This is a genomic window from Pseudomonas sp. BR20 (assembly GCF_050780135.1).
GTDB lineage: Bacteria > Pseudomonadota > Gammaproteobacteria > Pseudomonadales > Pseudomonadaceae > Aquipseudomonas.
In genome coordinates this window covers 4,866,936-4,883,153 of the sequence record NZ_CP172012.1, presented here as the reverse complement: position 1 = coordinate 4,883,153, position 16,218 = coordinate 4,866,936, and the positions used below count along the sequence as shown (strand labels likewise).

The 16,218-nt window shown below is 60.4% G+C and carries 16 protein-coding genes; 8 read left to right on the top strand and 8 right to left on the bottom strand.

The annotated features are described in order from the left end of the window. Window positions 1-74 precede the first annotated feature (74 nt). Both ACHPFG_RS22425 and ACHPFG_RS22420 read right to left on the bottom strand, forming a co-directional pair. The gene (locus tag ACHPFG_RS22425) at window positions 75-746 is read right to left on the bottom strand and encodes a glutathione S-transferase family protein (protein ID WP_431700464.1); all 672 of its coding nucleotides are present in this window, start codon (window positions 744-746) and stop codon (window positions 75-77) included. A 178-nt stretch (window positions 747-924) separates the two neighbouring features. Further along, entirely contained in the window at window positions 925-1,677 is a 753-nt protein-coding gene (locus ACHPFG_RS22420) for an SDR family oxidoreductase (RefSeq protein ID WP_431700463.1), read from the bottom strand. 127 nt (window positions 1,678-1,804) lie between these two features. Between ACHPFG_RS22420 and ACHPFG_RS22415 the strand changes: the two genes are divergently transcribed. Then, a complete protein-coding gene (locus ACHPFG_RS22415; RefSeq protein WP_431700462.1) occupies window positions 1,805-2,713 on the top strand; it encodes a LysR family transcriptional regulator in 909 nt (302 codons plus the stop codon). Window positions 2,714-2,873: 160 nt separating this feature from the next. Here the strand turns inward: ACHPFG_RS22415 and ACHPFG_RS22410 are convergent, their stop codons facing one another. After that, window positions 2,874-3,152 (bottom strand): DUF3509 domain-containing protein, encoded by a 279-nt coding sequence (locus tag ACHPFG_RS22410; RefSeq protein WP_131700382.1) that lies wholly within the window; start codon window positions 3,150-3,152, stop codon window positions 2,874-2,876. A 394-nt stretch (window positions 3,153-3,546) separates the two neighbouring features. Here ACHPFG_RS22410 and ACHPFG_RS22405 point away from each other — a divergent pair, with 394 nt between their 5' ends. From ACHPFG_RS22405 to ACHPFG_RS22385, 5 genes are all read left to right on the top strand, one after another. Further along, on the top strand, window positions 3,547-5,373 hold the full coding sequence (locus tag ACHPFG_RS22405) for a long-chain-acyl-CoA synthetase (protein ID WP_431700461.1): 1,827 nt from the start codon (window positions 3,547-3,549) through the stop codon (window positions 5,371-5,373). Window positions 5,374-5,470: 97 nt separating this feature from the next. Further along, a complete protein-coding gene (locus ACHPFG_RS22400) occupies window positions 5,471-5,986 on the top strand; it encodes an ankyrin repeat domain-containing protein (protein ID WP_131700384.1) in 516 nt (171 codons plus the stop codon). 41 nt (window positions 5,987-6,027) lie between these two features. Further along, window positions 6,028-6,558: a hypothetical protein gene (locus ACHPFG_RS22395; RefSeq protein WP_431700460.1), complete on the top strand. Its 531-nt coding sequence runs from the start codon at window positions 6,028-6,030 to the stop codon at window positions 6,556-6,558. Between the two features lie 67 nt (window positions 6,559-6,625). Then, complete coding sequence (locus ACHPFG_RS22390) at window positions 6,626-6,817, top strand: PLDc N-terminal domain-containing protein (RefSeq protein WP_003172956.1); 192 nt, start codon at window positions 6,626-6,628, stop codon at window positions 6,815-6,817. Window positions 6,818-7,194: 377 nt separating this feature from the next. Continuing rightward, window positions 7,195-9,282, top strand: a complete 2,088-nt coding sequence (locus ACHPFG_RS22385) for an LTA synthase family protein (protein ID WP_431700459.1) — start codon at window positions 7,195-7,197, stop codon at window positions 9,280-9,282. A gap of 52 nt (window positions 9,283-9,334) precedes the next feature. Here the strand turns inward: ACHPFG_RS22385 and ACHPFG_RS22380 are convergent, their stop codons facing one another. Next, window positions 9,335-9,487 carry a DUF3309 family protein gene (locus tag ACHPFG_RS22380; protein WP_015885095.1) on the bottom strand — a complete coding sequence of 51 codons (153 nt, stop codon included), beginning with the start codon at window positions 9,485-9,487 and terminating at the stop codon, window positions 9,335-9,337. 331 nt (window positions 9,488-9,818) lie between these two features. Here ACHPFG_RS22380 and ACHPFG_RS22375 point away from each other — a divergent pair, with 331 nt between their 5' ends. After that, window positions 9,819-10,634, top strand: a complete 816-nt coding sequence (locus ACHPFG_RS22375; RefSeq protein ID WP_090406965.1) for an SDR family oxidoreductase — start codon at window positions 9,819-9,821, stop codon at window positions 10,632-10,634. 127 nt (window positions 10,635-10,761) lie between these two features. Next, window positions 10,762-10,959: a carbon storage regulator CsrA gene (csrA, locus tag ACHPFG_RS22370; RefSeq protein ID WP_131700388.1), complete on the top strand. Its 198-nt coding sequence runs from the start codon at window positions 10,762-10,764 to the stop codon at window positions 10,957-10,959. Between the two features lies 1 nt (window position 10,960). Here csrA and ACHPFG_RS22365 read toward each other — a convergent pair whose 3' ends face one another. The 4 genes from ACHPFG_RS22365 to ACHPFG_RS22350 all read right to left on the bottom strand — a co-directional run bounded on the left by ACHPFG_RS22365 (window position 10,961) and on the right by ACHPFG_RS22350 (window position 16,047). Further along, window positions 10,961-11,188 carry a YheU family protein gene (locus ACHPFG_RS22365; protein ID WP_003236706.1) on the bottom strand — a complete coding sequence of 76 codons (228 nt, stop codon included), beginning with the start codon at window positions 11,186-11,188 and terminating at the stop codon, window positions 10,961-10,963. Between the two features lie 59 nt (window positions 11,189-11,247). Then, complete coding sequence (locus tag ACHPFG_RS22360) at window positions 11,248-12,432, bottom strand: osmoprotectant NAGGN system M42 family peptidase (RefSeq protein WP_431700458.1); 1,185 nt, start codon at window positions 12,430-12,432, stop codon at window positions 11,248-11,250. Between the two features lie 90 nt (window positions 12,433-12,522). Further along, window positions 12,523-14,271 carry an N-acetylglutaminylglutamine synthetase gene (gene ngg / locus ACHPFG_RS22355; RefSeq protein ID WP_339542763.1) on the bottom strand — a complete coding sequence of 583 codons (1,749 nt, stop codon included), beginning with the start codon at window positions 14,269-14,271 and terminating at the stop codon, window positions 12,523-12,525. Window positions 14,272-14,274: 3 nt separating this feature from the next. Next, window positions 14,275-16,047 (bottom strand): N-acetylglutaminylglutamine amidotransferase, encoded by a 1,773-nt coding sequence (locus ACHPFG_RS22350; RefSeq protein WP_131700391.1) that lies wholly within the window; start codon window positions 16,045-16,047, stop codon window positions 14,275-14,277. Window positions 16,048-16,218: the final 171 nt, after the last annotated feature.

Sequence of the window (16,218 nt, the reverse complement as noted above, 5' to 3'; positions counted from 1 at the left end):
TTCGGGGGGCTCGATGTCTAACGTCGCATTGGTGGCGCTAAGCTCGACGTCAGTCTTTTGATTGATCGCGTCGGCTAAGCGGCAGCGATCAGCGCTCCTTGTTGGCGCAGATGCGTCTGGAAACGATCGGCATAGTCTTCGACAACGGCATCCCTTACGCTGGAGCGCGCCTCAAGCGCCTCACGCCAAGCCGAAATGCGCGGAAGACCGTCGAAAATCTGGTGTGCGACAGTTGCGTCGATACTCTCGAAGTAACGGAAAAGCGGGGCATAAACCGCATCAACCATTCCAAAGGCCGAGCCATCGAAGAACGGCCCCACGCCTATTTCTGACTCCAGTTTGCCGAGCCGTTCGCGAAATGCGGTGCGCTTGGCATCTGCGGTCGCAGAGTCACGAGCGTGGAGAAACTGCCAGGCTTCAGCTTGAGTCTGCGACGCGAACTCGATCCATGCGCGATTCCGTGCGCGAGCTAACGCATCAACGGGGTACATCGGCGCGCCACCTTGGGTTTCGTCGAGGTACTCGCAGATGACCATGCTTTCGAATAGGATCGCATCTTGCGCATTGTCCTGACGCACCTTGAGCACGGGGACCTTGCCGGTTGGCGAAACGGCCAGGAACCAGTCTGGCTTGGCTGATAAATCGACATCTATCCGATCGAATTGGATACCCTTTTCAAGAAGCACAATCGCGGCGCGCTGTACGAATGGGCATAGTGGGTGGCTTATTAGCGTAAGAGCGTTCATTGCTTTTAGTGGCCCTGGATGGTTTATCAAGCGGAAACAGCGGCAGAGGTTTCCCGCGTGCCGCTGTGTGCGCAGTCTGGATTGGACTGGTTCGTCGCTGAGTGCTGGGGCGGGCGTTCAGTACCCGATTAACTCAGCCCGGACGATGTGGCATTCGCATAATTCTTGAGCTGCGCGCTTAGCCATTCAGCAGGCGGCCGCCGTCAAGGACGATTTCAGAGCCGACCGTCCAGCGTGACTCGTCGGATGCCAGATACAGCACTGCTTTGGCCACCTCGTCGGAGGTACCGAAGCGCCCAAGCGGAATGGTTGCCGCGATCTCTTTGTTAAGCTGCGCGCGATAAGCTTCCGGAATACCCAGCTTGTCGTAAAGCGGAGTCTCGACGGGGCCAGGGCTCACTGCGTTGACACGGATGCCACGGCCCAGCAATTCGGTCGAGAGCGTCTTCGACATGTTCAGCAGTGCGGCCTTCGTTGCGGCATACACGGACGAGCGATCTGCGCCTGCATGCGCGCTTACGGAAGTCGTCAACACTACGGAAGCAGGGTTGGCGAAGACCGGCAACAGCGCCTGCATCAGGAAGTACGGCCCTTTGACGTTGATGTCGAAAGAGCGGTCGAACATATCTTCCGTCCATTCCTCAATGGGCAGCCAGACGGATACGCCGGCATTGAGGAAGGCAACGTCGAGTTGGCCGTAGTGTTCCTTGATGACTTGTGCCAGCTCCTTTTGTGCTGCAACGCTGGCCGAGTCGGCGCGCAGCACCGGCACTTCCGGGCCTAATTCGGCCTGGGCCTTTGCAATCGAATCGGGGTTGACACCCGTTACTATCACGCGAGCACCCTCCGCCAGGAACTGCTTTGCCGTTTCCAGCCCGATGCCACTGGTGCCGCCAGTGATGAGCGTACGTTTACCTTGCAAGCGCGACATTTGAATTCTCCGGTGAATGACGACCACTGCGGTCGACACGGAGAACTATGCGCTCATGCTCCATAGCATATAAGACTGCTTATTCGCATATAATTCATGCAAATTGAGCATGAATTGAGGTGGAGAAGTGGACCGATTTCTTTTGATGACATGCTTCGCGCGTGCGGTAGAAACCGGGAGCTTTTCGGCGGCAGGGCGGGATCTAGGGCTGGGGCAACCCAATGTAAGCCGTTATGTAGCGGCTCTGGAGGATCATTTGCAGACGCGTTTGCTCCACCGGTCTACGCGCAAGCTGTCGTTGACACCGGAGGGCGAACGCTACTATGCGGACATCCGGCGCATCCTGGATGCTGTGGATGAATCCGAATCGTCCTTCAGAAACAACGTCGATCCATCGGGACTCTTGCGCGTAGCCTGTCCGACAGCTCTCGCACACGCGTTTGTGCTGCCGCATGTGCCGGCCTTTTTGGAACGCTACCCTCAATTGATCTTGGATCTCCAGCTCAACGATCGATACGTAGACCTGGTCAATGAAGGCACCGAACTCGCCATTCGCATAGGACAGATGGAGGACAGCACATTGCGCGCCCGGCCTCTTGGATGGTACGACCGGGTCTTCGTCGCCAGCAAGGACTACTTGGCTAAACGCGGCGTTCCGCAGACCCCGGAGGATCTACGCGACCACGATTGCATCATCTACACCTTACTGTCGTCCGGGGCGACCTGGCGATTCCGAGACGCGAACATTCCGATTACCGGTAGGCTCAGGGTCAACTCTCCCGACGCTGTGAGTGCGGCGGTCGTGGCGGGCCTGGGTGTGGCGCATGGACCTGCGTGGCTGTTTGAGGGCGGGCTGAACAGCGGGAGATTACAGTTCATTCTCGCCAACCATGGGGCTCCCCCTGTCCCCGTGCAGATGGTTTATGTCGCCAATAGACTGCTCCCCACGCGGGCTATCGTGTTCATGGATTTTATGGCTGAGGTGTTTTCAAAGATTCCAGCCTTGAACGGCGGCACCCCTGTGCCGACTCTATAGGACGAGACGGCACCGGCCTATGTTGAACTCGCCTAAGTGTTTGATAAACACGCTGTATCGGGGTTAGGCGCAGTCCGGCGAAGTGCCGGGCTGGAGTCATCGTCAAACAAAAAAGGCCGCGACGCTCAAGAGCGTCGCGGCCTTGTTATGACTGCGGTATTTACGCCGAGTGGTAGGTCGGCAGGGCAAAGCGGTTCTGACTTTGCAGCATCGAAATGTGCGGCAATTCACTGGCTTGTTCGGCCAGGTCGCGGCGAATCGCGCTGATCACCCAAGTCAATTGATCGGCAGTATGCAGCTGCTGGTAAGAGATCGAACGCTTGACCTGTTTGCCGTCACTGTTGCGCAGGGTCAAAAGGATGCCGCCGTCGGGACGTGGCTGGGTGGTGACGTCGTAGTTGGAGAATACTGAAGCGAATTTATCTTGGATCAGGCTCATGTCTATCAGCTCCGTTGGCTCAAGTTGGCAAGCATGGAGTGATAGGTGCAGTGATTGTGCCATCTTATGATTTATAAAATATCGTTATAAATCAGTAGTTTGAAAAATCAGAAGATTTTCGGTTTCGTGCAGATTGCATGAATGGCCATCATGCATCCTGCATTTTGCGTTACTCAATGGGGTGGGATGGACGCGCCTGTATGGATAAAGACTACCCGCGGGCAGCTAAATTCCTTTTTTGAGCGCGCACCCGACGGGATACAAAACTTTTCAAATCCCGCATGTACAGCCGAAGAACGGCTGACGTATTTTCCTGCAATGCATTCGGCCTTCCTCTTACGGAGGTGTCGGCGTTTCGGGATCAGACGAAGAATAAGAAAAAGGACGTTCCTCCATGAGCCACCCGCACAACGACATGATCACCTGGGGCAAGCTGCTGAGTAAGGTGCCGGCCATCGTTCGCGCCCTGCCGCGCGTAGTGCGCGGCATGCGTGCCGCCAATGTCACCGACCCCGCGCAGCCTTGCGGGTTGGGCTGGCACTTTGAGCAAGCCACCCTGCGCAACCCCGACGGCAACGCGCTGCTTTACGGCGACCGTGTGCTCAGCTACACCGACGCCAACCAGTGCGCCAACCGTATCGCCCACCACTTGCAAGCCCAAGGCATCGGCAAGGGTGACGTGGTGGCGCTGTTTATCGAAAACCGCCCCGAATTACTCTTGAACGTGCTGGCCGTGGCCAAGCTGGGGGGCATCTGCGCGATGCTCAATACCGCACAAACCCAGGCGGCGTTGGTGCACAGCCTGAACCTGGTGAGTCCGGCAGCCATTATTGTCGGCGCGGAATTGGTCGCCCCCTATGACGCGGTGCGCGATCAGGTGGCCATCGCGGCTGATCGAACCTGGTTCGTCGCCGATCAGCCGTCCAGCCTGGTGCCGCAGGGGTATATCGACCTGTTGGCTGCGAGCGGCGAGTGCCCGGTGGACAACCCGGCCAGCACCGCGCAGATCTTCTTCAGCGACCCTTGCTTCTATATCTACACCTCCGGCACCACCGGCCTGCCCAAGGCCGGCATCATGAAACATGGTCGCTGGACCAAAACCGCCGTCAGCTTCGGCAGCATCGCCTTGGACATGGGCCCTGACGACGTCCTGTATTGCACGTTGCCGCTGTACCACGCCACCGGCCTTTGTGTGTGCTGGGGCTCGGCAATTGTCGGGGCGTCGGGCTTCGCCATCCGCCGCAAGTTCAGCGCCAGCCAGTTCTGGGACGATGCGCGCAGATTCAAGGCGACCACCCTCGGCTACGTCGGTGAGTTGTGTCGTTACCTGCTCGACCAGCCACCCGGCGAAAACGACCGTGATAACCGCGTGACCAAGATGGTCGGCAATGGCTTGCGCCCCGGCGTGTGGGCGCAGTTCAAGGCACGCTATGGCGTGGAGCATATCTGTGAGCTGTACGCGGCCAGTGACGGCAATATCGGTTTTACCAACGTACTGAATTTCGACAACACCATCGGTTTCTGCCTCCAGCACTGGGCGCTGGTGGACTACGCCCACGACAACGGCGAGCCGTTGCGTGGCAGCGATGGTTTTATGCGTAAAGTCCCCACGGGCGGGCAAGGCCTGTTACTGGCCAGGATCGATGAAAAATCGCCCTTCGACGGCTACACCGACCCGGAAAAGAATCGCAGGGTGGTACTCACCGACGTGTTTGAAAAAGGTGACCGCTACTTCAATACCGGCGATGTGTTGCGCAGCATCGGCTTCGGTCATGCGCAGTTCGTGGATCGCCTGGGGGATACCTATCGCTGGAAAGGTGAAAACGTGTCCACCACCGAGGTCGAAAACGTCCTGCTGCAACACCCGCAGATCGCCGAAGCAGTGGCCTATGGCGTCGAGATCGAAAACACCAATGGCCGCGCGGGCATGGTCGCCATCACCCCGAGTGAATCCCTGGCCTCACTGGACATGCGCGAGCTGCTGCAATTCGCCCACGGCCAGTTGCCGCACTATGCGGTGCCGCTCTTCCTGCGGATCAAGGTCAAGATGGAAACCACCGGTACCTTTAAGTACCAGAAGGTCAAGCTCAAGGAAGAAGCCTTTGATCCGGACAAGGCCGGCAACGACCCGGTGTATGCCTGGCTGCCGGGTTCGGACTGCTATGTGCCGGTTACCGGGCAACTGTTGGCGCAGATCCAGGGCGGCCAGTTCCGCTATTGATTCTGTCTATGGCCGCTTTTGCTAAAAAGGGCATGACAGTGGGGAACTCCCTCGCGACACTGGCGGCCTATAAAGCACCAGACAAGGAGCCCCCCACATGTCAGACCAAGCCAAACAGATGACCGAAGACGAAGCCGCCGAATTTGCCGAGCAGGTCTTCGACGTGGCCCGCAAAGGTGACGCCGCTATGCTCGCCGCGCTGCTGGCCAAAGGCTTGCCGGCCAACTTTCGCAACCACAACGGCGACACCTTGTTGATGCTCTCGGCCTACCACGGCCATGCCGAAGCGGTAAAAGTGCTGCTGGAATTCAAGGCCGACCCGCTGATCGCCAATGACAAAAACCAGCTGCCCATCGCCGGCGCGGCGTTCAAGGGTAATTTGCCGGTGGTCAAGGCGCTGATTGAAGGGGGCACGCCGATCGAGGCCGCCTCGTCCGACGGTCGTACCGCGCTGATGATGGCCGCCATGTTCAACCGCGTCGAGATGGTCGACTACCTGCTCAGCCAGGGCGCCAACCCCAAGGCCACCGATGCCCAAGGCGCGACTGCGCTGGCGGCGGCGCAGACCATGGGGGCGAAGGACACGGCGGCGCAGCTGGAGAAACTGGTGTAGGCTGTGCGCCCTCAAAAACCAGCCCGCTACAGGATCACCCCATGAAAACCAGCCTCGTCGAACTTATCAGCAAAATCAGCGCCGGGGTCATGGGCGAGGACGAGGTGGCACGCATCGCCGAAGAGGCCGCCCAGGCCTACGCCGACCCGGCGGCTTTCCTGGCGGCCAACCCGGATATCAACTACGACGACAGCTTTCCGATCCCGCTGGGGGAGTGGGTGGTGGTCGGCAGCCTGCCGGACACCGTGCTGTTCCAGGCCGATACCTATGGCGACCTGTTTGCGCAGATCGTCGCATCGTTCGGCCCGGGTGTGGCGTTCAACCTCAAGCCCAAGCAACTGGCCAAGACTGAAGACCTCACCGCGTTGAACCGTATCCAGATCCAGATGAGTGCCCTGAGCCCGGAAGACGGCGGTTATGTGCTGCTCAATTTCAGCCAGCCACTGGATGACGAGATCCAGGCCGTCCTGGTGTTCGGCAATGACCTGCCGCGCGTGCTGGCGTTGTGCGCCGAAGTCGGCATCAAGGCCGAGCCGTCCCTGGAAGCGCTGAAAGTCGCCGTGCACGTCTGAAATAAAACGGAACCCCTACCAGGGCTGGCTATCCTACAAGGGCATGCCCTCACTTAGGAGCGACACCATGGGTTCCACTTTTAATGGCTTGATCGGGCTGATCATCCTGGCGCTGGATATCTGGGCGATCATCAACGTGTTCAAAAGCGGCGCGAGTACCGGCGCCAAGGTCTTGTGGATCCTGTTGATCCTGCTCTTGCCGGTACTGGGCCTGATCATCTGGGCCATTGCAGGGCCGCGCGGTAACGTGCGGATCTGACACCCGCACTCAATTTGGAGTGGGCACAGTAAATGTGGGAGGGGGCTTGCTCCCGATAGCGGTGGGTCAGCCAACTCATGTGGCACTGCCACATCGCTATCGGGAGCAAGTCGAATCGTCGCACCGCCCCTCCCACATTGGTCTTCAGTGCGCTCCTGAGATTTGTGTATCGAAATATTCGCTGCACAAAATTTTCACATCTTATCCAAGACAATCCGCCGGCTGTATCTCCCTGCCAAGGCCCTGCCTCAGGTGCTTTTTAAAGGCGGCGTAGCAGTGCTCGCTCAGTAATTAATAGCCTTGATGCCATTGATCGGGCACCATTCGCGCCACCGTAATACTTCGTCACTTAAACTTCCAATGGGTCCTGAAACGACATGGCAAACCCGGACGCCCTGAGTCAGCAGCGAGCTTCTAATCGCCTGCTGCAACCGACCGTCAAATCCCATCTGGCGTACACGCTGCTCTGCGCACTGGTCATGATGGTGATGTTCTCCCTGCTGCGCCTGGCGCTGCTGGTTTACAACCGTGAGATGATCCTCGACACGCCGGCCTCGACCTTCCTTGAAGCGTTCGCCAACGGCCTGCGTTTTGACATCCGCCTGGTGGTCTACCTGCTGATCCCGCTGCTGCTGGCCCTGTTCAGCGTACGGGCCATGGCCGCGCGTGGGTTTTTCCGCTTCTGGCTGACCATTGCGTCCAGCATCGCCCTGTTCCTGGGCTTGATGGAGATGGACTTCTATCGCGAGTTCCACCAGCGTCTCAACGGCCTGGTCTTCCAGTACGTGAAGGAAGACCCGAAAACCGTGATGAGCATGCTCTGGTACGGTTTCCCGGTGGTGCGTTACCTGCTGGCCTGGGCCGTGGGCACGTTGATCCTGAGCATGGCGTTCAAGGGCGCTGATCGCGCCACGCGCCCACGTGGCCCGTTCAGTGGCGGCAGCATTGGTACGCGGCAAGTGGCGCCGTGGTACAGCCGCATCGCGGTGTTCGTGGTGTGCCTGCTGATCGCCGTGGTTGCCGCCCGTGGCACCCTGCGCCAGGGCCCGCCGCTGCGTTGGGGTGATGTCTACACCACCGATTCGAACTTCGCCAACCAGTTGGGCCTCAATGGCACCTTGTCGCTGATCGCGGCGGCCAAGGCCCGGTTCGGTGAAGACCGCTCCAATATCTGGAAGGCGACCCTCGACCAACCGCTGGCGACCCAGACCGTGCGTGACATGCTGGTGCTGCCGCAAGAGAAACTGGTCGATACCGACATCGCCGCCGTGCGCCGTGACTACATGCCACCGGCCGAGAAGACCCTGCCGATCAAGAACGTAGTCGTAATCCTGATGGAAAGCTTCGCCGGTCATTCGGTAGGCGCCCTGGGTCGTCCGGGCAACATCACGCCGTCCTTCGACAAACTGTCCAAAGAAGGCCTGCTGTTCGATCGCTTCTTCTCCAACGGTACCCACACCCACCAGGGTATGTTCGCCACCATGGCCTGCTTCCCGAACCTGCCGGGCTTTGAATACCTGATGCAGACGCCGGAAGGCAGCCACAAGCTGTCGGGCCTGCCGCAGTTGCTCAGCGCGCGGGATTTCAACGACGTGTATGTCTACAACGGCGACTTTGCCTGGGACAACCAGTCGGGCTTCTTCAGCAACCAGGGCATGACCAACTTCATCGGCCGCAACGACTTCGTCGACCCGGTGTTCTCCGACCCGACGTGGGGCGTGTCCGACCAGGATATGTTCAACCGTGGCCTGGAAGAGTTGAAGGCCCGTGAAGGCGGCAAGCCGTTCTACGCACTGCTGCAAACCCTGTCCAACCACACGCCGTACGCATTGCCAACGCCATTGCCGGTGGAGAAAGTCACTGACCGTGGCAGCCTCAACGAGCATTTGACGGCCATGCGTTACTCCGACTGGGCCCTGGGCCAGTTCTTTGAAAAGGCCCGCAAGGAGCCGTACTTCAAGGAAACCCTGTTCGTGATCGTGGGCGACCACGGCTTCGGCAACGAACAGCAGATCACCGAGATGGACCTGGGCCGCTTCAACGTACCGATGCTGATGATTGCACCGGGCATACAGGAGAAGTTCGGCGAACGTGACCACACCGTGGGCACCCAGATCGACATCGTGCCGACCATCATGGGCCGCCTGGGTGGCGACACCCTGCACCAATGCTGGGGGCGCGACCTGCTGAACCTGCCGGAAGGCGACAAGGGCTTTGGCGTGATCAAGCCATCGGGCAGCGACCAGACCGTGGCCTTGGTCACCGGAGACCGCATTCTGGTACTGCCCAAGGAAATGCCACCGAAGCTGTGGGAATACGAACTGGGTGCAAACCCGACCGGGAAAGTGATTGCCGAGTCGCCGGACGAGGCTGCCTTGAAGCAGAAACTTGAGTCGTTCCTGCAAACGGCGACCAAGAGCCTGCTGGATAACACTGCCGGCGTGGTTAACGGCAAGCCGGACTAACTAACCGGCAATAAAAAAGAGGCCTTAACAGGCCTCTTTTTTTATCCGGATTTTATATCCGGCCGAGTAACAACAACACCAGCAGGACAACCAGCACGACACCGAGGATACCCGACGGGCCATAACCCCAGTTACGCGAGTGCGGGAATACCGGCAGGCCGCCGACCAGCAGGAGGATCAAGATAATGATCAGAATGAGGCTCATGGTTTTTTTTCCCTTGTTGTCTTTCTGCAAAGACCGGTTGTTTAACGATAGGCCTGCAGAGTTAATTACAGACGCCTTAACAACTCCGACTCTGGCGCTTCGCAGAAAATTCCATGTTTTTTTAAAGCATTTCGATCAGTCGCTTATTTCTTTTAATTCCCGCGCATTCACCGCTTATTAGTTGAAAAACATTGAACTTAGGCTGAGGGCAGGCATCCGACCCGGCCCGCAGTTTGCCTGGGGCATTCATCAATCTGATGGTGCGTGGGTGCAGGAAAAACCTTCGCTACACTGCCGATCACTTCTTCTGTGAACCACAAGGCTACTTCCTATGCAAAATCGCATGATGATCACTGGCGCCGGGTCCGGCCTGGGTCGTGAAATCGCTCTGCGCTGGGCCCGTGAGGGTTGGCAGTTGGCCTTGTCGGATGTCAGCGAGCCAGGCCTGCAGGAAACCCTGAAATTAGTGCGCGAAGCCGGTGGTGATGGGTTTATCCAGCGCTGCGACGTGCGCGACTACAGCCAGCTCACCGCGTTTGCCCAGGCCTGCGAAGTGAAGTTGGGCGGCATCGATGTGATCGTCAACAACGCCGGCGTGGCCTCGGGTGGTTTCTTTGCCGAGCTGTCCCTGGAGGACTGGGACTGGCAGATCGCAATCAACCTGATGGGCGTGGTCAAGGGCTGCAAGGCGTTCCTGCCGCTGCTGGAAAAGAGCAAGGGCCGCATCATCAACATCGCCTCGATGGCGGCCCTGATGCAGGGGCCGGCCATGAGCAACTACAACGTGGCCAAGGCAGGCGTGGTGGCGCTGTCGGAGAGTTTGCTGGTGGAGCTCAAGCAGCAGGAAGTCGGCGTGCACGTGGTGTGCCCGTCGTTCTTCCAGACCAACCTGTTGGATTCGTTTCGTGGGCCCACACCCGCGATGAAGGCACAGGTAGGCAAGCTGTTGGAGAGTTCGCCGATCTCGGCGGCGGACATTGCCGACTACATCTACCAGCGTGTAGCGCAGGGCGAATTCATGATCCTGCCCCATGAGCAAGGGCGGATGGCGTGGGCATTGAAGCAGAAGAACCCGCAGTTGCTCTATGACGAAATGACCACCATGGCCGACAAGATGAGGGCCAAGGCTCAGGCTGTTAAGGGTTAATCAGGCGGTAGTCTGTCAGGCAATTTACCTGCTTAAGTAGGTATTGCCTGATTTTGCCGCGAGGCATTGCTGCGGCCAGACCCGGCGCGCATGGTCGGGGTCCTGTTATTCGATAAGGACAACCGCCATGCTGGTCTTAAGCCGCGCCGTGGGCGAAATCATCGCCATCGGCGATGACATCACCGTGCACATTCTTGAGTTGAACGGTAACCACGTGAAATTCGGTATTGCCGCACCCGTCGGGGTGCATGTGCACCGCGCCGAGGTCTACCAAAAGATACGCGAGCATCAAACCCCGCAACCCCAGCCCGCCACCACCCCCTGAGTCAGTCGAACAGATGCTTGGGCACATCGTGCTTGAGCATCAGCTGGCACTGCTCGCTGTCCGGGTCGAACACAATCAGCGCCTGGCCCTTGGTCAGCGCCTGGCGTACGCGCAGTACGCGGGTTTCTAGGGGCGTGTCGTCGCCATTGTCGGTGCCGTCGCGGGTCACGAAGTCTTCGATAAGGCGGGTCAGGGTGTCGACTTCAAGTGCGTCGTAGGGAATCAGCATACAAGCCTCTGGTGATGGATCCCGGCGATGCTACTGCGCCGGGACCGCAGTTGCCAGCGTCAGGACTTCTGACCGACCAGGCTGTCCACCGACGGTACACGCGTGTCGCTCTCCATCTGCGTTTCGTGCTCGATCTGATGACTGAAGCGATCCAGTGAGCCCTGGGCCGGTTGTGCGTCACTGGCAAACACCGGCGGGCTTAGGATATACGCGCCCAGCAGACGGCTCAGGGCGGCCAGGCTGTCGATATGGGTGCGCTCATAACCGTGGGTCGCATCGCAACCGAACGCCAGCAATGCAGTGCGGATGTCGTGGCCGGCAGTCACCGCCGAGTGAGCATCGCTGAAGTAATAGCGGAACAGGTCGCGGCGCACGGGCAAGTCGTTATCCGAGGCCAGGCGCAGCAAGTGGCGGGAGAGGTGATAGTCATACGGCCCGCCGGAATCCTGCATGGCCACGCTTACCGAGTGCTCGCTGGAGTGCTGGCCGGGGGCGACGGGGGCGATATCGATGCCGACAAACTCACTCACATCCCAAGGCAGGGCCGCCGCAGCGCCGCTGCCGGTTTCTTCGGTGATGGTGAACAGCGGGTGGCAGTCGATCAGCAAGGGTTCGCCGCTGTCGACGATGGCCTTGAGCGCAGCCAACAGCGCGGCGACGCCGGCTTTATCGTCCAGGTGGCGTGCACTGATATGCCCGCTCTCGGTGAACTCGGGCAACGGGTCGAACGCCACGTAGTCACCGATGCCGATCCCCAGGGAATCGCAATCCGCGCGGGTGGCGCAATAGGCGTCCAGGCGCAATTCCACGTGGTCCCAGCTCACCGGCATTTCATCCACGGCGGTGTTGAACGCGTGCCCGGAGGCCATCAACGGCAACACGCTGCCACGGATCACGCCGTTGTCGGTGAACAGGCTGACGCGACTGCCTTCGGCAAAGCGGCTCGACCAGCAGCCCACCGGGGCAAGGGTCAGGCGGCCATTGTCCTTGATCGCACGCACGGCGGCGCCAATGGTGTCCAGGTGCGCGGACACGGCGCGGTCGGGGCTGTTTTTCTGGCCCTTGAGGGTGGCGCGAATGGTCCCGCGCCGGGTCATTTCAAACGGGATGCCGAGTTCTTCCAGGCGCTCGGCGACGTAGCGCACGATGGTGTCGGTGAACCCGGTGGGGCTGGGAATGGCGAGCATTTCCAGCAAGACTTTTTGCAGGTAGTTGAGATCCGGTTCGGGAATGGTTCGGGTCATAAAGACTCCTGATGAAATAAGGCAAATTCTGTGGCCGGTTGGGCTGTCGTGGCTAAGGGGCTTGTTATGGCAAGCCCGCTCGCCACAGGGTTATTGAGCCGTCGGCTGGCTGTGGGGAAATAACAGGTCCACAAACTTCTCAGCCGTCGGCTGCGGGTCATGATTGGCCAGGCCGGCCCGTTCGTTGGCTTCGATAAACACGTACTCGGGCTGATCGGCAGCGGGCACCATCAGGTCCAGGCCGACCATGGGGATGTCCAGGGCGCGGGCGGCGCGCACGGCGGCGTCCACCAGCGTGGGGTGGAGGATCGCCGTGACGTCTTCCAGGCAACCGCCGGTGTGCAGGTTGGCGGTACGGCGCACGGCGAGCGTTTTGCCACGGGGCAGGATGCTGCTGTAGTCGTAGCCGGCGGCGTGCAGGGTGCGTTCGGTTTCGGCATCTACCGGGATTTTGCTTTCGCCGTCAGTGGCCGCCTGACGGCGTCGGCTCTGGGCTTCGATCAGCGCACCGATGGAATGCTGGCCGTCACCGGTCACTTCGGCGGGGCGGCGAATCGCAGCGGCGACGACCTCGAAACCGATCACCAAAATGCGCAGGTCCAGGCCTTCGTGGAAGCTTTCCAGCAACACCCGGCTGTCGAACTGCCGCGCCGCTTCGATCGCCTGCTGCACCTCTTCAATGCTCTGCAGATCCACCGCCACGCCCTGGCCTTGCTCGCCATCCAGCGGCTTGACCACAATGCGCTGGTGTTCGTCGAGGAACTCCAGGTTGTCATCGGCGCTGCCTGCCAGTTGTTGCGCAGGCAGTTTCAAACCCGCCGCTTTCAACACCTTGTGCGTGAGGCTCTTGTCCTGGCACAGGGTCATGCTGATCGCGCTGGTCAGGTCGCTCAGCGACTCCCGGCAGCGCACGCGGCGCCCACCATGGCTGAGGGTAAACAGGCCGGCATCGGCGTCATCCACCTGCACATCAATACCGCGTCGATGGGCTTCTTCGACAATGATCCGCGCATACGGGTTGAACCCCGCCTGCGGGCCGGGGCCGAGGAACAGCGGCTGGTTGATACCGTTCTTGCGCTTGATCGCAAAGGTGGTCAGCGCACGGAAGCCGAGCTTGGCGTAGAGGTTCTTGGCCTGTCGGTTATCGTGCAGCACCGACAGGTCCAGATAACTCAAGCCACGGCTCATGAAGTGTTCCACCAGATGGCGCACCAACACTTCGCCCACACCGGGGCGTGTGCACTGCGGGTCGACCGCCAGGCACCACAGGCTGCACCCGTTTTCCGGGTCGTGGAAGGCTTTATGGTGATTGAGGCCCATCACGCTGCCGATCACCGCGCCACTGTCTTCGTCTTCTGCGAGCCAATACACCGGGCCACCTTCATGGCGCGGCGTGAGGCGCTCGGCATCGACCGGCAACATGCCGCGGCCCTGATACAACTGGTTGACCGCCCGCCAATCGGCCTCGGTCTGCACCCGGCGAATGCGGAAGCCGCGAAATACCCGGGTCGACGGGCGATAGTCGCTGAACCACAGGCGCAGGGTGTCGGACGGGTCGAGGAACAACTGCTGCGGATCGATCCCGAGGATCTGCTGGGGCGCGGCCACGTACAGCGCGATGTCGCGCTCGCCGGGCTGCTCGTTGAGCAGTTCCTGGGCCAGGCTGGCCGGGTCGGGGAAGGTGTGGCCGATCAACAGCCGGCCCCAACCGCAATGCACCGCGATCGGCTCGGCGGCCAGCGGGCTGCCATCTTCGGCCAGGCGCGCTTGCAGGCGCTCGTAGGTCGGTGCCTGGCCCTTCAACAAGCGTTGGCTGTAAGCCGCTGCATGGGGTTTCATCAATCAGATTCCTTGTTCGCTGAGCCACAGGTTCAGCGCTGCCAGTTGCCACAGCTTCGAGCCGCGCAGCGGGGTCAATTGGCCCTGCGGGTCGGTGAGCAGGCGGTCGAGCATGGCCGGGTTGAACAGGCCGCGATCCTGGCTTGGGTCCAGCAGCAGCTCGCGCACCCAGTTCAGGGTGTCGCCCTGTAAATGCTTGAGGCCCGGCACCGGGAAGTAGCCTTTCTTGCGGTCGATGACTTCGCTTGGGATGACCCGGCGTGCGGCTTCTTTCAACACTTGCTTGCCACCGTCGGGCAATTTGAATTTGCCGGGCACGCGGGCCGACAATTCCACCAGGCGGTAGTCGAGGAACGGTGTGCGGGCTTCCAGGCCCCAGGCCATGGTCATGTTGTCGACACGTTTGACCGGGTCATCCACCAGCATCACCGTGCTGTCCAGGCGCAGGGCCTTGTCCACGGCGGCGTCCGCGCCGGGCATCGCAAAATGCTCGCGCACGAAGTCACCGGCCGCGTCGTTGGCGGTCAGCCATTTGGGCGCGACGGTGGCGGCGTAGTCGTCGTAGCTGCGGTCGAAGAACGCTTCTCGGTAGGCCGCATACGGATCGCTGGCGCCGTCGACCTGCGGGTACCAGTGGTAACCGGCGAACAGCTCGTCGGCGCCCTGGCCGCTCTGCACCACCTTGCAATGCTTGGCCACTTCCCGCGACAGCAGGTAGAAGGCGATGCAGTCATGGCTGACCATCGGCTCGCTCATGGCGCGGAACGCCGCCGGCAGTTGTTCGATGATCTCGCTTTCGGCAATGCGCAGTTGGTGGTGACGGGTGCCGTAGTGCTTGGCGATCAGGTCCGAATACTGGAACTCGTCGCCGCGCTCGCCACCGGCGTCTTCAAAACCGATGGAGAAGGTCGACAGGTCCTGCACGCCGACTTCACGCAGCAGGCCGACGAGCATGCTCGAGTCGACGCCGCCGGAGAGCAGCACACCGACATCCACGGCAGCCCGTTGACGGATCGCCACGGCTTCGCGGGTGCTGTCGAGCACGCGGTCGGTCCAGTCTTCGAGGGTGAGATTGCGCTCGTCCTCATGGGGGCCGTAGGGCAGGGTCCACCAGGTTTTCTGCTCGGTGTTGCCTTCGGCATCGATGCGCATCCAAGTGGCCGGCGGCAGTTTTTCAATGCCCGCCAGCAGGGTGCGCGGTGCAGGCACCACCGCATGGAAATTCAAATAGTGATTCAGTGCCACCGGATCGAGGATCGGGTTGATGTCACCGCCCTTGAGCAGCGCCGGCAGGGCCGAAGCAAAACGCAGGCGCTGGCCGGTGCGCGACAGGTACAACGGCTTCACGCCGAGACGGTCACGGGCGATGAACAGGCGCTGGGCATCGCGCTCCCAGATGGCAAAGGCAAACATGCCGTTGAGTTTTGGCAGCAGCGCTTCGCCCCAGGCGTGGTAACCCTTGAGCAGCACTTCGGTGTCGCCGCCGGAATAGAAAGCGTAACCCAGGGCTTCAAGCTCCTGGCGCAATTCCGGGAAGTTGTAGATCGCGCCGTTGAATGCCAGGGACAGGCCCAGTTGGGCGTCGACCATCGGTTGGGCGGAGCCGTCCGACAGGTCCATGATTTTCAGGCGTCGATGGCCCAGGGCAATCGGCCCTTGGGCATGGAAGCCCCACGCGTCAGGGCCGCGTGGGGCCAAATGATGGGTGATTCGCTCCACCGCTGCGAGGTCCGCAGGTTGAAGATCGAAACGTAACTCGCCAGCTAATCCGCACATAGGTTCCTTACCGGTTTTTCCGTTGGGGAGGGATAGAAATGCACGCGCCAAAATGGCGGGTACCTAGGGACTGACCCGAGGCTATACGCGGAGTTTTAGATCAATAAGTTATATGGCAAACCGCCGCCCCCCATTCGGAACACCTCTGCGGCCTGTGCGACGTGGGTGAAA

Bases quoted from the DNA above. Each gene is read 5' to 3' on its own strand.
- ACHPFG_RS22425 (WP_431700464.1), bottom strand. From the start codon at position 746: ATGAACGCTCTTACGCTAATAAGCCACCCACTATGCCCATTCGTACAG.
- ACHPFG_RS22420 (WP_431700463.1), bottom strand. From the start codon at position 1,677: ATGTCGCGCTTGCAAGGTAAACGTACGCTCATCACTGGCGGCACCAGT.
- ACHPFG_RS22410 (WP_131700382.1), bottom strand. From the start codon at position 3,152: ATGAGCCTGATCCAAGATAAATTCGCTTCAGTATTCTCCAACTACGAC.
- ACHPFG_RS22405 (WP_431700461.1), top strand. From the start codon at position 3,547: ATGAGCCACCCGCACAACGACATGATCACCTGGGGCAAGCTGCTGAGT.
- ACHPFG_RS22400 (WP_131700384.1), top strand. From the start codon at position 5,471: ATGTCAGACCAAGCCAAACAGATGACCGAAGACGAAGCCGCCGAATTT.
- ACHPFG_RS22395 (WP_431700460.1), top strand. From the start codon at position 6,028: ATGAAAACCAGCCTCGTCGAACTTATCAGCAAAATCAGCGCCGGGGTC.
- ACHPFG_RS22390 (WP_003172956.1), top strand. From the start codon at position 6,626: ATGGGTTCCACTTTTAATGGCTTGATCGGGCTGATCATCCTGGCGCTG.
- ACHPFG_RS22385 (WP_431700459.1), top strand. From the start codon at position 7,195: ATGGCAAACCCGGACGCCCTGAGTCAGCAGCGAGCTTCTAATCGCCTG.
- ACHPFG_RS22380 (WP_015885095.1), bottom strand. From the start codon at position 9,487: ATGAGCCTCATTCTGATCATTATCTTGATCCTCCTGCTGGTCGGCGGC.
- ACHPFG_RS22375 (WP_090406965.1), top strand. From the start codon at position 9,819: ATGCAAAATCGCATGATGATCACTGGCGCCGGGTCCGGCCTGGGTCGT.
- csrA (WP_131700388.1), top strand. From the start codon at position 10,762: ATGCTGGTCTTAAGCCGCGCCGTGGGCGAAATCATCGCCATCGGCGAT.
- ACHPFG_RS22365 (WP_003236706.1), bottom strand. From the start codon at position 11,188: ATGCTGATTCCCTACGACGCACTTGAAGTCGACACCCTGACCCGCCTT.
- ACHPFG_RS22360 (WP_431700458.1), bottom strand. From the start codon at position 12,432: ATGACCCGAACCATTCCCGAACCGGATCTCAACTACCTGCAAAAAGTC.
- ngg (WP_339542763.1), bottom strand. From the start codon at position 14,271: ATGAAACCCCATGCAGCGGCTTACAGCCAACGCTTGTTGAAGGGCCAG.
- ACHPFG_RS22350 (WP_131700391.1), bottom strand. From the start codon at position 16,047: ATGTGCGGATTAGCTGGCGAGTTACGTTTCGATCTTCAACCTGCGGAC.